Genomic DNA, 14,639 nt, shown 5'->3' on the forward strand with positions numbered 1-14,639 from the left:
TTTACCAAAAATACCAGACAGACATCCATAATGATAGCACAGCAAAAGACCCATAAAGCAGCACCGTCAAAATACGGATGGTTTTTATTTTTTCAAAATCCTCAAGAAAAGTAACATTCTCTATTTTTGTCTGATTTTCATTTAGACAATGCTGGCATCCCATTTCGTGTTCTCTCATCCACTCCATCGTTTCAGGCTCCAGCTCGCAATCGACATATAGCTCATATAAATCTTGAAACACAGCACAATCTTGGTTACTTTTCATATAAAGCGTCCACCTTATTGGTTTCGACATCGACTAAGTATAATTTATGCTCCGCCGTGCCAAATGGCTGAATGACAACAAGCCATGCTTTTCTTATCTCCCCTTCGTCATTGATAACTTGGGTAAGTTTTGCCCGTTTCGCATAAACAGATGTTTTGCCTACTTTTTTCGCAACGGCTTTGAATGCCTCTTCCCGATCAATTGCTTTTATCCCACTGTCAGAAGGAATCCGATAGTTCATATTTTTCGAATAGCTAAAAGCTGGTACTCCCTCTTTATATTCGAAAGTATACCGATATGAAACTTGCGAATCCTCCAAACTCTCTTCACTCCAGTACCATGAATCCTGTGCTCGTGTACGTTTCCACTGAGAGAGATCCGCTTCTTTTTCGCTGATGATGGTATTCTCGAGTGTTTCAAAAGGAACCCTATTTGATAGATTCCCGGAAAAACGCAGGACTTCAGCTGTTTTTCCGCTAACTGTAAACGCATCCCCCGTTTTCGTGAAATATTTTAGTTCGATTGGTCCAGTTCCATAATCATATTGGGCTTCTAAAAGCGCATACTCCGGTGTTACTTGCCCGAGCAAACCGTACCATCCCTTTATACTTCTTTCAATCTTAGCTTCTGTCACGCTAACTCCTTTTAGCGATTCAAGCGAATATAGAGCGGCCTCTTCATGTAACCCCATTAGCGATTCCTTTTCCCAGTAAAATGTCGTCACAGCCCAATCATCTGTACTTGGTGTACCATCTGCTAATTGCGGTCGCATCGTCACAATCGTTGCCCCTTCATCACCCTTTGAGACTTCGATATAAATCGAGTCTTCCTTCCATTTCCTTCCCAATGTATTCAAAACCTGCTTGGAACGAGTAACATACTGGCTGTCGGAAAGTTCTTGCCCTTGTGCAGGAGTCTTTCGCCCTAGATTAAAGAACGTACCTGACATTCCATGAATATCCACATCATAGTTTTTAGAAACGAGTGGATATCGATTATGAAAGTCTTCATTGCTTTGCCTTAAGAAAAAGTCTTGATCACCAGTCAATTTTCTTGCAAGACCTTCCGCTTCCTTTAAAGTAATTAATTCAGCTGATTCAAAGTATTGCAGTTGAACCTCTGCATCGGCTTTTGCCAAGGCAACATGACCTAAATTGTAAATGGGATTGATTAAAAAGAGGAATACAATGACCATTCCGATTTTGAATCCCTTTTTATAAGGATTCAGCCAACTTTGGTTACCTTTTATTATGAAATGATAGGTCATCAATAGTACTAAAAATACAAATAAATTCGTTAGTTCTGGTATTTTCAATCGATAGTTGCCAAATTCACTGATATATAAAACTACTAAAGAGCTAAATCCTGCAACATAAAAAGTAATGATTGCGTACCACTTTACTCCCCAATAATTCACATAAAAAAGATAAATGAGTAAGCCAGTAATAAGTACGATGACTAATGAAAACACTACATCTGAAAGCGTAATCCCATACTCCCGTATAGAGAAAATCAAACCGGTCAAAAGCTGTAAAATCGGCATGGTTAATAGCAAAATATCAAATGTATAAAACAGACCTTTATTTTTCGATTGGTGAATCGTCATCATATAATAAAATCCAACAACGACGATATAACCGAAAAACATGAAATGCAGAAACTGGCGGACGGACGGCTCCTTATCCCAATATATATGAGCCAATTGCGTAACATGTACTTGGTGAAACATCTCAATCGACAAACCAATCATGAGGACGAATCGAATAATAACCCCTACATATAACCAGTTTTTAGGCTGGTCCCATTTCTTATCATACAAAGATAATAAAGAATATACGATCAATCCTGCTAATGTCCACTGAATAATCCATTTACTATATGTACTTAAAAGAAAGTACGAATCAACGTGCAAAACAAATCGGCTAATCCACTCCATATTAATAACTCCTTTATTTGTTCTATTCTGTGGGCCACACATTAACTTTGACAACGGACCTCTCAAAAGGTTTCATCGATATTGAAGATTGAACTAAAATAATCATATATTTCCTATACAAAATCCGAATAGCGTTAAAACGCCACCAGTTACTATGAAGGATGTATCATTAAGCACGCTACACTCACCTAATCAAAATGGTGGCGGTGCGGAGCCGGAATTTCGGATGCTTTCTCGATCATATAAATATACCCACTAAGGAGAATGGCAATATGAGTAAGTCGCGAAGACCCGTCCCCATGTCCTCATACAAAAAAGAGCACCTATTTTACATAGGCACTCTTTCTCATAGCTTAAATGTATAGATCATTTCCTGTAATTCTCCTGCTTGTTTCTTTAGGTAACCAGCAAAGGAGCTAATTTCCTTGATTGATTCTGCTTGTTCAGCCGTCGCCGCTAACACACTTTGAGTTGATTTTGCGGATTCCGCTGCAACATTCGAGATCGTGTCCATTGATGATACAGCCATCCCCGTTCCTGCAGTCATTTGCTGGATGGCAGCTGAAACCTGCTCCACTTGTTCTGAGACAAAATTAACGGATTCTTGAATCTGCAAGAACGAATCCCCAGCACCACTCATCGCTTCAATTCCTTCGCCAACTTCATGGTTCACAGCTTTCATCGTTCCAACGACTTCATTCGTTTCTTTTTGAATATGAGAAATGATTTCACTAATTTGTTTTGTCGCCTGTCCAGATTGTTCAGCTAGGTTTCTCACTTCATCCGCAACAACCGCAAAGCCTTTTCCATGTTCCCCTGCTCTAGCTGCTTCAATAGCCGCATTCAAAGCAAGTAAATTCGTCTGTGCAGCAATTCCTGTAATGACTTCTGAAATCTTGCCAATTTCATTCGAACGCTCGCCTAATCCTTGTACCACTCGAGCTAATTCAGTTACATTTGAATGAATGGACTCCATTTGTTTGCTGGCTACTTCAATCGTTACGGAACCAGTATCTGCTTTTTTCAAAGTCTCATCCATGCTTTCTGTCACTGTGACGGCATTGGTAGACACTTGAGATAAACTAGCAGACATTTGATAAATCGTTGCAGAAGCTTGATGCATTCCTTCTACTTGACTCCCTGCCCCTTTGGCAATATTTTCAATTATATCTGTAATTTGTTCAGTTGCTTGATTCGTTTGCTCTGCTCCTTGAGCCAAATCCTCTGTATAAGCAGCCATATTTTTTGATGCCTCTTGGAGTTTAGCCAGCACATTCCCCCAAGAATCCGTAGCTTTGTTGATGCTATCTGCCACCGAATGAAAAAGACCGACTTCTTTCGGATTAAGCCGATTTTGCACATCACCATCGGCCAATTGCTCTAAAAATTGATTAATTGAGTCAATCGGTACAACAAACCGTTGATAATTGATTATGGAAGACACAACTGCTAATACTCCGCCAACGATCGTCAGACCGATAAGAGTCATCCAAAAGTTAACTCCAGTTAAACTATTCAATTGAGTTACTACTAATCCTATCAAAAATGAGGCCGGGATAACTAAAAGGCTAGTTCGAAATACGTAATTCAAACGACTCACTAACAACTCCCCTTACATAAGATAATGAACTTACATAAGGGAATCATACTATTATTATGAAAAACTTACTAGAAATAAGCTACTAAACTCCTAATAAATTTGTTTTTCAGAAAAGTCTATCGTACTATTTAGTATTTTGAATAATACGATTCCATTCCAATAATCTCCCCTTTTATTTCTTTCTACGAATTTCTGTAATCTGATTCCCATCACTTGTAACAAACACTTTTTCGTCAATTTTATAATCTACGTTTACACTGCAGTCTAACTCCAATATTTTTCCGTTATCGAATTCCATCGCGCAATTATAGCCTTTTCCGTTTTTAGATACTTCGATTACTTTATCCGTTTTATAACCAACAGCTTTCCCATCAGATGATTCTGGATAATACTTGTCCACAATTGTTACATGCTCTACCCGATTTATTTTGTCACCAAATGAAACGTATACTAATATAGCCAATATAATAAGTAAACTACTTAGAAGCACTATCTTTTTTATCATTGAATGAAATCCTCACTTTAATAAAGCTTTTAATCTATATGTATCTCAGTTTAACAGGATGTATGACACTTTACCCTAAATTTTCGCGAAAAAAACTAGAAACTATTGGTTAGAAGGTATCAGCGAAATCTAGCTACACCTTGTCGCCTTTCTTTTTGAAGTAATTCCCCAATTCATGAAATATCAATGAAACTTACCAGTATGTTAATAGCGTTTAGTTGAGGTAACCATTCACACAGATGAAGATATAAAGCCATTTTCAATAGCTTACGAAATTTTCTATAAGAGATGCAAAAAAAACGATTCAGCAAATAGTGGAAGGCATATTGCTAGACGTGCTGGTTAAAAAAAGAAGATAAAAACATCCATAAGTGTCTGCTCTAAAACTAAAGCGATGAAAAAGGTTCAGGTTCTCAAATTGTATCACCTTATGAAGGTCGCGGTGCGTAGCTGATTTTGCGAAGCCCCCGCCCCCTTTCTACAAATGAGCCAAGAAGTTTGAGGAGCAATAGTCTCTACGCCTGCTATGAATGATTATGCGAAGTCCAAAGACAGCGCTTGGGTGTAATTCGAGAATCATCTGAATAGGACTTTTGAACAACCTCTAAAAAGAAAAAAACGAGGCTATCCCCATAACGAAAAGATCAGGCCCCACGTCTACTATATATCGTTTGTATAATGTGTACATGACACAATAAACGGTGTATAGAGCATGAGGTCAAGACCCTTTTTTGGGATACCCTCGTCCATATAAGAGAATAAAGCGAGTGATTCTTACACTTCTTGTGGTACAGCTAAGCCAAGACCTTCAGCAATACGAGTACCGTATTCTGGATCAGCTTTGTAGAAATGGCCGATTTGACGCAATTTAATTTCTTCTAATTCCACTGGTTCCATTGCTCCAACGATGTTAGCAACTAGACGTGTGCGTTCTTCTTGGCTAAGTAAACGGTATAGGTCACCAGCTTGCGTATAATGATCATCACTGTTATAAGCTACTTGTGCCGCTTGTCCTGATACTTCAAATGGAGTTAATTTTGCCTCCGGTACTTCATTTGGTCCACCAAAGCTGTTCGGCTCGTAGTAGACAGAACGTCCACCGTTTCCGTCTGCAGCCATGAAACCATCACGTTGATGATTACTCACTTCTACTTTTGGACGGTTAATTGGAAGTTGGTTATGATTTGCACCAACGCGGTAACGATGTGCATCACCATAAGAGAATATACGTCCTTGTAACATTTTGTCTGGAGAAGCTTCAACACCTGGTACAAATGTTCCCGGAGAGAATGTAGCTTGCTCTACTTCAGCAAAATAGTTCTCAGGATTACGATTCAATTCCATACGGCCAAGTTCGATTAGTGGGTAATCTTTTTGTGACCATACTTTCGTTATATCAAATGGGTCGAAGCGGTATGTATCCGCATCTTCTAAAGGCATGATTTGCACATATAGTCTCCATGCAGGGAAATCGCCTTTTTCAATTGCATTGAAAAGATCTTCTGTATAATAGTCTGGGTTTTCACCAGCAATTTTTGCAGCAAGATCGACATCAAGGTTTTTGACACCTTGTTCTGTTCTAAAGTGATATTTCACCCAAACAGCTTGTCCTTCATCGTTTACCCATTTGAAGGTATGGCTTCCGTATCCATGCATATGTCTCCAAGTTGCTGGAATCCCACGATCAGACATCAAAGTTGTCACTTGGTGAAGAGATTCTGGCGAATGAGACCAGAAATCCCAAACAGCAGTAGCATTTTTTAAATGTGTTCTTGGATCTCTTTTTTGTGTATGAATAAAGTCAGGGAATTTAATGGCATCGCGGATAAAAAATACAGGCGTATTGTTCCCAACGATGTCATAGTTTCCTTCTTCTGTATAAAATTTAACAGAGAATCCGCGTGGATCACGTGCTGTATCAGCAGAACCAAGCTCACCTGCTACTGATGAGAAACGGATAAACATGTCAGTTTCTTTCCCAACGCCGTTAAATAGTTTTGCTTTTGTGTATTTAGAAAGGTCATTTGTTACTGTGAATGTACCATGCGCGCCGCCGCCTTTTGCGTGAACTACACGTTCAGGTACACGCTCACGGTTAAAATGAGCAAGTTTCTCAAGTAAATGTACATCTTGAATTAATACTGGACCCCGCTGACCAGCAGTAGCCGAGTTCTGGTTATCTCCAACTGGAGCTCCCCAGCTAGTTGTAAGGTTTTTCTGGTTTGTCATTTTGAATCACCTCTAAATTTATTTTGTATACTTATAATAATAATACTTATTATAAAAAAATCAATCCTTTTTTATAATAATTGTAATGTAATATTATTTATTTTAATGTAAATATTCAGAATAAAAAATTTACAAAATACACATAAAGACGCAATCAAAACTTACAAAAGAAAGCGATTACATGCAGATTCATTAAAAACCGAATAAAATGACTCAAGTAAGCGTGATATCACTCCACTATATTATACGTGTTCGTACGATATCACGCCAATAAAAAGACTTAATAATGCGATAATTCAACACAGGAAATATTCATTTATAATACATGAATTCGTTACTGACAAAGTTTATTTTTACAACTATCTTTAATAATCAAAAACCCCCACCTCTTTTTAAAAGAGGTGAAGGTTCGTTTTTTCATGTACTAATTCTAAATTTCCCACGAGGAATCGAAGATAATAAAAAATTACACAAATGTATTACAAATAAATAAATAAAATGATCGCAGCTAAAACAATTCGGTAAATCGCAAACGGTGTTAGCTTAATTTTTTCAATTAATTTTAAGAAGAAACGGATACAGATTAAAGCAAAGATAAAGGCGCTGATGAAACCTGCAATGAAAAATGGCAACACATCTAGTGAAAAGAAGCTCCAGTACTTGACAACTTTCAATAAACTGGCACCGGCCATAATAGGAATGGCCATAATGAAAGTAAAATCAGCCGCTGCTCGATAGCTTAGCCCAAGCAGAACGCCTCCAGATATGGTTGATCCTGAACGTGAAAAACCAGGCCAAAGTGACAAGCATTGAATTAACCCTACTCCTAATGCTTGCTTATAAGTAATTTCATCTACCGTTGCTGTTTGAATTCTCGGCTTGATTTTATCGGCCGCAATCATTAAGAACGCACCGATTAGTAAACCAATTGCCACTGTTTTAACTGAGAATAAGTGCTCGTCTATGTAATCTTCAAATAAAACGCCTAATATTCCCGCCGGGATTAAACCGACAATAATTTTCAGGAGACTTAGTCTTTCCCCACTCGGTCTATCCACATTTTTCATTTTACGAAGACCTAATAAATCCAAAATCCGATCCCAAAAAATAACAGCTACTGCTAAAATACTACCTAATTGAATGACAACCTTAAACACGTTCGCTATTTCATTTCCAAATAACTCGTTTGATTTAAACAACAGATCATCGACGATAATCATATGCCCTGTAGAAGAAACTGGAGCAAACTCCGTTAACCCTTCAACAAGTCCAAGAACAATCGCCACAAAAATTTCCCACATATTAATTTCTTCCACCTCATTTATTACGGCTTCTATTCACAAAATAGATTGTACCTCCCACTAAAGAGAATGTCTAATTAATTTGTTGTTTTTAATCTAATTATCATAAAGTGAAGTTTCAATTACTTAGGAGACTCTCTTCATCCCTACCTGTTTAATAGGAATAACAACAAAAAGAAGGGAACTAAAGTCCCCTTCTTTCATCCATTTATATTTAATTATTTGCTGTAACCGCCTAAGTGCTGTTCAGCCATTTGCACTAAACGTTTTGTAATTTCTCCACCTACAGATCCGTTTGCACGTGCTGTAGTTTCGGCTCCTAAATTCACGCCAAATTCACTAGCAATTTCATACTTCATTTGTTCTAGTGCTTGCTCTGCTCCAGGTACGACTAAGTTATTGCTGTTATTGTTATTTGCCATGTTTATCACCTCCTGTTATTAATTATTTGTAAATTTTATTTTTATATGAATGGGAATTTGCGGAAACGATTTGCATCATGAAATGGTTTATCTATCATAAACTTTTTACAACGGATATATTTCATCATCCGCTCATCTTTTTCAGGAGGTTATGCACTTGCAAATTCATGTAGTCCAGCGAAATCAAACACTGACGAGCATCGCCGAAGCATATAGTGTGCCTGCTAACCGTTTAAGTGAGGCCAATCAATTGGAAAATCCAGATCGCCTTGTCGTCGGGCAGGCCCTTGTTATACCCATCGTAGGCAGTTATTACTTCGTTCAACCAGGAGATAGTTTATCATCTATATCACAAAAGGTAGGTATTCCTGTTCAAGAGCTTGTACGAATTAACCAGCTATCAGTCAATCAAACACTTTCTGTCGGTTTTCGGTTATATATTCCTGCGAAACCAAAAAGAACAGCTGAATTTAACGGTTATGTGGAACCGCGCGGAACGACAGTTAGCCCTAATTTGATAAGTAGCGCCAGAGAAACAGCACCCTACTTAACCTACTTAGCTCCCTTTAGCTTTCAGGCCCTTCGCAATGGTTCATTGAAAGAGCCACTTCTTGATGGCTTCCCAACCATTGCCCGAAACAATCGAAATGTCTTAATGATGGTGATTACGAATCAAGAGAATGACCAATTCAACGATGAACTAGCGAGGATACTTTTAAATGATATGACCATTCAAAATACCTTTCTAAATAATATTGTAAATACAGCACAAAAATATGGCTTTAAAGATATTCATTTTGATTTTGAGTTCATTAGACCAGCAGACCGAGAAGCTTATAATCGTTTTTTAAGAAAAGCAAAAACACGCTTTCAACAAGAAGGATGGTTACTTTCGACGGCGCTTGCACCTAAGACGAGCGCGGATCAAAAAGGACTTTGGTACGAAGGGCATGATTATAAAGCTCATGGAGAAATTGTTGATTTTGTTGTGATTATGACCTATGAGTGGGGCTATAGTGGTGGACCTGCGCGTGCCGTTTCACCCATTGGTCCAGTGCGAGACGTTCTTGAGTATGCCATTACAGAGATGCCTGCATCAAAAATTCTCATGGGCCAAAACTTATATGGCTACGACTGGACACTTCCTTTCGTTCAGGGAACAATCGCAAAAGCCGTCAGTCCGCAACAAGCCATACAGTTAGCTTTAGAGCACTCAGTCGAAATTCAATATAATTATGAAGAGCAGGCACCTTTTTTCATATACAAAGATAGCGAAAACAAAAACCATGAAGTCTGGTTTGAAGACGCCCGTTCGATTCAGGCTAAGTTTGACTTACTAAAAGAACTGAAGATCCGCGGAATGAGTTATTGGAAGCTTGGGCTTGCTTTCCCGCAAAATTGGCTGTTAATCAGCGATAACTTTCATGTACGAAAAAGAGGCTAATGGTTTGTAAGGATAGCCTAAACGGGTCCGATCTCCTATACCACACACAGTTTTCATACCTTACCTATATTTCATATAAAATATTTATAGTAGTTGGTGGGTGACCCTTTTCTTAAGGGATATCCCTTTTTTATGTTTGACTACCGAATATAGACAAGTGAGATTTATGCCAACTAATTATTCGATGTTTGAAAATAACTGAGGGCTTTTTGTGGTTTTTATTTTTGCACACGCCTAAAACTTAACGACTTTGTTATGAAAGCCATATCCTATTGTCCATACTGATAAGAGATACAGTAAGGACAGGTGGTGTCTTCAATGATTCGATTGAGGAAATTTGATAGAAGGTTTTCAAGGTGGCCAAGTCTTTTCAGGTTACTTGGTGTAATTGCTATTTTTCTCTTTTCATTCGGAATGCTGATTCATTTCTCTGAACCTAAAACATTCCCTACTCTTTATGAAGGAATTTGGTGGGCAATCGTGACAATGGCTACTGTTGGCTATGGGGATTATGCGCCGAATAGCGACTTTGGACGGGCCATTGGGATCTTGCTCATTTTATCTGGTGCAGGACTTGTCTCTTCTTATTTCGCTTCTGTTTCCGCCATTGCTGCCACCTCAGAGCAAACCTATCGCCAAGGGAAGAAGAAATTTAATGGTGCAGGTCATGTGATCATTGTCGGGTGGAACGAACGCTCTCGTGGAATTATTGAAGAACTTCATGAAAGAAATCAACGCTTACAAATCGTCTTAATCGATGAGTCATTAACAGAACATCCTCTGCCATTGACAAATATCCATTTCATACACGGTAAGGCCACAACTGATACCGTTTTGCTTCGAGCGAATATCAGTCATGCTGATCGTGTTTTAATTACTGCAGATTTAAGGCAAAATGAATTTCAAACAGACATGTTTTCTATTTTGACATTATTGGCCATCAAAGGTTTGAAAAAAGATCTATTTTGTTTAGTGGAAATCTTAACAGTCGATCAACGTGAAAATGCTTGGCGAGCTGGGGCCGATGGGTTAATCGAGACGAATCGCTTTGCCAGCGACTATATGCTCAAAAAAATAATGGGAGAAATGGATGTTGCTGAGTTGTTAGATGATTCGAATGTATCACTAGGCTCACTTGCTTTGAAAAATGAATGGGAACAGCTAACATACAAAGAATTAACGATCCTACTGCTTGAACAACATACAGTCGTGATTGGAATCATCCGAAAAGAAAAGAAGCTACTCCCTCCCCCTCTGGAAACCAAAGTCTCTTCTGAAGATATCCTGCTAGTCATGCGCTGAATGGACGATCAATACGAATCCGGGAAATATTCTGGGAAATGGGGTCTGACCCCTAAATATTTCGCAAAAAGGCACAGTCGGTCGACTGTGCCTTTTTTGCATTTCTTATTGTTAAAGTCTTTTTTCAAGTTCAGCTTTCTTTTCTTCGAAGCCTGGTTTGCCAAGTAGCGCGAACATATTGACTTTGTATGCTTCTACGCCTGGTTGGTCAAATGGATTGACACCTAATAGGTAGCCGCTTACCGCACATGCTTTTTCAAAGAAATAGGCCAAGTATCCGAATGTGTATGCATCCATTTTAGGGATGTTCACAACTAAGTTCGGAACATTTCCGTCTGTATGAGCAAGCAACGTGCCTTCAAATGCTTTATTATTTACGAAATCAACAGTTTCACCTGCAAGATAGTTTAAACCGTCAAGATCATTATCTTCTGCTTCAATCGTCAATTCATGGCGTGCCTCTTCAACTTTGATAACCGTTTCAAATAAGTCACGACGTCCTTCTTGTACGTATTGCCCCATTGAATGTAGATCTGTTGAGAAGTTTGCAGAAGCTGGGAAAATTCCTTTTTGGTCTTTCCCTTCACTTTCACCAAACAATTGTTTCCACCACTCAGAGAAATATTGAAGACCTGGCTCATAATTGATTAGCATTTCAATCGTTTTGCCTTTGTTATACAGAACATTACGAACTGCCGCGTATTGATATGCAGCATTATCCGTTAATTCAGGAGAGCTGAAATCCGTGCGTGCAGCAGCTGCACCTTTCATCATTTCTTCAATGTCGGCACCGCTAACCGCGATCGGTAATAAGCCAACAGCCGTCAATACAGAATAACGTCCACCAACATCATCAGGAATGACAAATGTTTCATATCCTTTTTCATTTGAAAGGGTTTTAAGTGCACCTTTCGCTTTATCAGTTGTGGCAAAAATCCGTGAAGTTCCTTCTTCGACACCATATTTTTCAAGCAATAGCTTACGGAAAATACGGAATGCAAGAGCAGGCTCTGTCGTCGTACCAGATTTTGAAATCACATTGATTGAGAAATCCTTATCCTCAAGCAATTCCATAACATCCTTCATGTAAGTAGAAGAGATATTATTGCCTACAAAGATAATTTGCGGCGTTTTACGTTGTTCTTTAGATAGCGCGTTATAGAAGCTATGTTGCAACATTTCAATTGCTGCACGAGCGCCCAAATAAGAACCGCCGATTCCGATAACAAGCAACACATCAGAATCAGATTTAATTTTACTTGCTGCTTTTTGAATACGGGCAAATTCCTCTTTGTCATAATCAACAGGAAGGTCAATCCAACCTAAAAAGTCATTTCCCGCTCCTGTTTTTTCGTGCAAAGAATTGTGTGCCGCTTTTACTGCATCTTGTAAATATGTAATTTCATGTTCTCCAAAAAAAGACAATGCTTTGGAATAATCAAAACGTACATGTGTCATCATCGTTCCTCCATCTATTTAGATTACTCTTTCACTTTAACGAAAGCTTCCCTGATAATCAAGACTTCAGCTCAATGAAAGCGTAACCAACCAAAAAAATTATCTGAATGTTTTTACAAATGAACAAATCCTAAAAAAATCAACATTGCTTGAACGGGTCTTCAGCATGTTTGTTCAAGTAAGAAGCACTTACAGAGATGCCTTCAAAATCGCTAATACATCATCACGATTTAATGATTTGAACTTACCAAACTCTCCATATACCATCGCTTTGTCTGCCATAGTTTCAATTTCAGAATCATCTATGTCATAATCTGCAAGTCTCGTTGGTGCACCAAGGCTTGACCAGAATTCACGAAGCTTATCAATGCCCAAAAGAGCGGTTTCTTCGTCTGTCTTGCCTTCTGGATCCACGTTGAACACTCGGACAGCAAGTTGTTTAAAACGGCTAACATCAACATGCAGAACATGCTTCATCCAGTTTGGAAACAGAATTGCTAGTCCGCCTGCATGTGGAATGTCGTAAACAGCTGAGACACTGTGCTCAATATTATGAGATGCCCAGTCCCCTCTGTATCCAACTCCTAAAGATCCATTTAAGGCAATTGTGCCACTGTATAAAATCGTTGCCCGATGCTCGTAATTCTCTAAATCCTCCAATAGCTTCGGTGCCGTTTCCATTACGGTGATTAGCAGTGATTCACAAAAGCGATCCTGCAACGGTGCATGAGCGGCTGGATGAAAATATTGTTCAAACACATGAGACATCATGTCAACGATTCCATAGACAGTCTGATCTTTCGGTACTGTGAAAGTATTCTCTGGATCAAGAATTGAGAATTGCGGGTACGTCATAGGGCTTCCCCAGCCATATTTCTCTTTCGTTTCCCAATTGGTGATAACCGATCCAGCATTCATTTCAGAACCAGTCGCAGCAAGGGTTAGAACGGTTCCAAAAGGAAGCGCTGCTTTTACTGGTGATTTTTTCGTCACCAAATCCCATGCATCCCCATCATACTTCGCACCAGCTGCGATTGCCTTCGTACAATCAATCACACTGCCACCGCCAACAGCAAGGATAAAGTCAATCTTATGTTCCCTACAAATCTCTACGCCTTTACGAACTGTCGCAATACGTGGATTCGGTTCCACACCAGCCAGCTCAAACGTTTTGACGTCGATTTCATTTAGAATCGCCATCACCTGTTCATATAATCCATTCTTTTTAATGCTGCCCCCACCATAAACAACGAGTACCCTTTTACCAAATGACGGAATTTCCTGTTGTAACTGACTAAGTTGATCTTTTCCGAAGATAAGCTTAGTTGGATTCTTATATACAAAATTCTCCACTCAATCCCCTCCTTTTTATACTCTTATTATCTACAAGAACTCCGACAATTACAAAACATACGATTAGAACTTTATAAAGTTAAGGAGGCTACCATAATTCGCATTTGTAATCACTACAAATTCATGTTCAAAAAGGAGGATAAAAAGAGCCGAGAAGTTGGAGGTGCGCATCTCGAGAGAACCGGAGAGACAGAGCTTTGAAGCAATTCGACAACTATTTTTACCGGACTTTTTGAACAACCTCTCCAAAATCTAAATCTGCTCCATAAAAAAATAAAAGCCGGTTGATCCAAAAGGACCACCAGCTTACTAAGTCATTATTTCTTGATTAAATCTTCACGTTTAGATTGTTCAATCCACTCTTGAAGTTTATCTTTCAATGTGTTGAAGCCTTCAGAAGAATCAGTGTTAGTTGAAGTTTTAACAGCTGCTTGACGTTTTTTAGGGGCTTTATTAGCAGGAGCTTCTGTACGTTCAGGAGCTTCTTCTGTAGCACGGATGGAAAGACCGATTTTCCCTTTTGCTTCGTCAATTGAAAGAACTTTCACTTGAACCTCATCGCCAACCTTTAAATGGTCATTGATATCTTTAACATATCCATGAGTAATTTCAGAGATATGAACTAAACCTTGTGTAGATTCATCTAATGCAACAAAAGCACCATAAGGTTGAATGCCAGTAACTTTACCAGCAACAACTGCTCCAATTTCGTAATTTGTAGACATTGTAACACTCCTATTTTTAAGTAAATTTTTTCTCTTTACATGCAATTAGAAATTCTATCATAGATTTCGAAAATAATCAAAGGGAACAACCTTCCATTT

At 38.7% G+C, this 14,639-nt stretch carries 12 protein-coding genes; 2 read left to right on the plus strand and 10 right to left on the minus strand.

The window, feature by feature from the left end; translation table 11 throughout:
- Position 1 precedes the first annotated feature (1 nt).
- The 7 genes from ACIQZI_RS17420 to ACIQZI_RS17450 all read right to left on the minus strand — a co-directional run bounded on the left by ACIQZI_RS17420 (position 2) and on the right by ACIQZI_RS17450 (position 8,258).
- On the minus strand, positions 2-265 hold the full coding sequence (locus ACIQZI_RS17420; RefSeq protein WP_403075358.1) for a zf-HC2 domain-containing protein: 264 nt from the start codon (positions 263-265) through the stop codon (positions 2-4).
- The gene (locus ACIQZI_RS17425; RefSeq protein WP_403075360.1) at positions 255-2,201 is read right to left on the minus strand and encodes a hypothetical protein; all 1,947 of its coding nucleotides are present in this window, start codon (positions 2,199-2,201) and stop codon (positions 255-257) included. Before ACIQZI_RS17425 ends, ACIQZI_RS17420 begins: the two co-directional genes overlap by 11 nt.
- A 346-nt stretch (positions 2,202-2,547) precedes the next feature.
- Positions 2,548-3,801: a methyl-accepting chemotaxis protein gene (locus ACIQZI_RS17430; RefSeq protein WP_403075363.1), complete on the minus strand. Its 1,254-nt coding sequence runs from the start codon at positions 3,799-3,801 to the stop codon at positions 2,548-2,550.
- Between the two features lie 172 nt (positions 3,802-3,973).
- Entirely contained in the window at positions 3,974-4,306 is a 333-nt protein-coding gene (locus tag ACIQZI_RS17435; protein ID WP_062185947.1) for a hypothetical protein, read from the minus strand.
- Between the two features lie 774 nt (positions 4,307-5,080).
- Positions 5,081-6,535, minus strand: coding sequence for a catalase (locus tag ACIQZI_RS17440; RefSeq protein ID WP_403075366.1), 1,455 nt, complete (start codon positions 6,533-6,535; stop codon positions 5,081-5,083).
- A gap of 479 nt (positions 6,536-7,014) precedes the next feature.
- Positions 7,015-7,842: an undecaprenyl-diphosphate phosphatase gene (locus ACIQZI_RS17445; RefSeq protein ID WP_483878425.1), complete on the minus strand. Its 828-nt coding sequence runs from the start codon at positions 7,840-7,842 to the stop codon at positions 7,015-7,017.
- A 212-nt stretch (positions 7,843-8,054) separates the two neighbouring features.
- Positions 8,055-8,258 (minus strand): alpha/beta-type small acid-soluble spore protein, encoded by a 204-nt coding sequence (locus ACIQZI_RS17450; RefSeq protein ID WP_062185941.1) that lies wholly within the window; start codon positions 8,256-8,258, stop codon positions 8,055-8,057.
- Between the two features lie 157 nt (positions 8,259-8,415).
- Here ACIQZI_RS17450 and ACIQZI_RS17455 point away from each other — a divergent pair, with 157 nt between their 5' ends.
- On the plus strand, positions 8,416-9,702 hold the full coding sequence (locus ACIQZI_RS17455; protein ID WP_403075370.1) for a glycoside hydrolase family 18 protein: 1,287 nt from the start codon (positions 8,416-8,418) through the stop codon (positions 9,700-9,702).
- Positions 9,703-10,020: 318 nt separating this feature from the next.
- The gene (locus ACIQZI_RS17460; protein ID WP_403075373.1) at positions 10,021-11,004 is read left to right on the plus strand and encodes a potassium channel family protein; all 984 of its coding nucleotides are present in this window, start codon (positions 10,021-10,023) and stop codon (positions 11,002-11,004) included.
- Between the two features lie 111 nt (positions 11,005-11,115).
- On the opposite strand, the gene ACIQZI_RS17465 is transcribed toward ACIQZI_RS17460, so the two are convergent.
- The 3 genes from ACIQZI_RS17465 to yugI form a co-directional block, all read right to left on the minus strand.
- The gene (locus ACIQZI_RS17465) at positions 11,116-12,465 is read right to left on the minus strand and encodes a glucose-6-phosphate isomerase (protein ID WP_403075376.1); all 1,350 of its coding nucleotides are present in this window, start codon (positions 12,463-12,465) and stop codon (positions 11,116-11,118) included.
- Between the two features lie 186 nt (positions 12,466-12,651).
- Entirely contained in the window at positions 12,652-13,815 is a 1,164-nt protein-coding gene (locus ACIQZI_RS17470) for an iron-containing alcohol dehydrogenase (RefSeq protein ID WP_403075378.1), read from the minus strand.
- 317 nt (positions 13,816-14,132) lie between these two features.
- On the minus strand, positions 14,133-14,540 hold the full coding sequence (gene yugI / locus ACIQZI_RS17475; RefSeq protein WP_028393739.1) for a S1 domain-containing post-transcriptional regulator GSP13: 408 nt from the start codon (positions 14,538-14,540) through the stop codon (positions 14,133-14,135).
- Positions 14,541-14,639 lie beyond the last annotated feature (99 nt).

It is taken from the genome of Peribacillus sp. NPDC096379 (assembly GCF_044762875.1).
GTDB lineage: Bacteria > Bacillota > Bacilli > Bacillales > DSM-1321 > Peribacillus.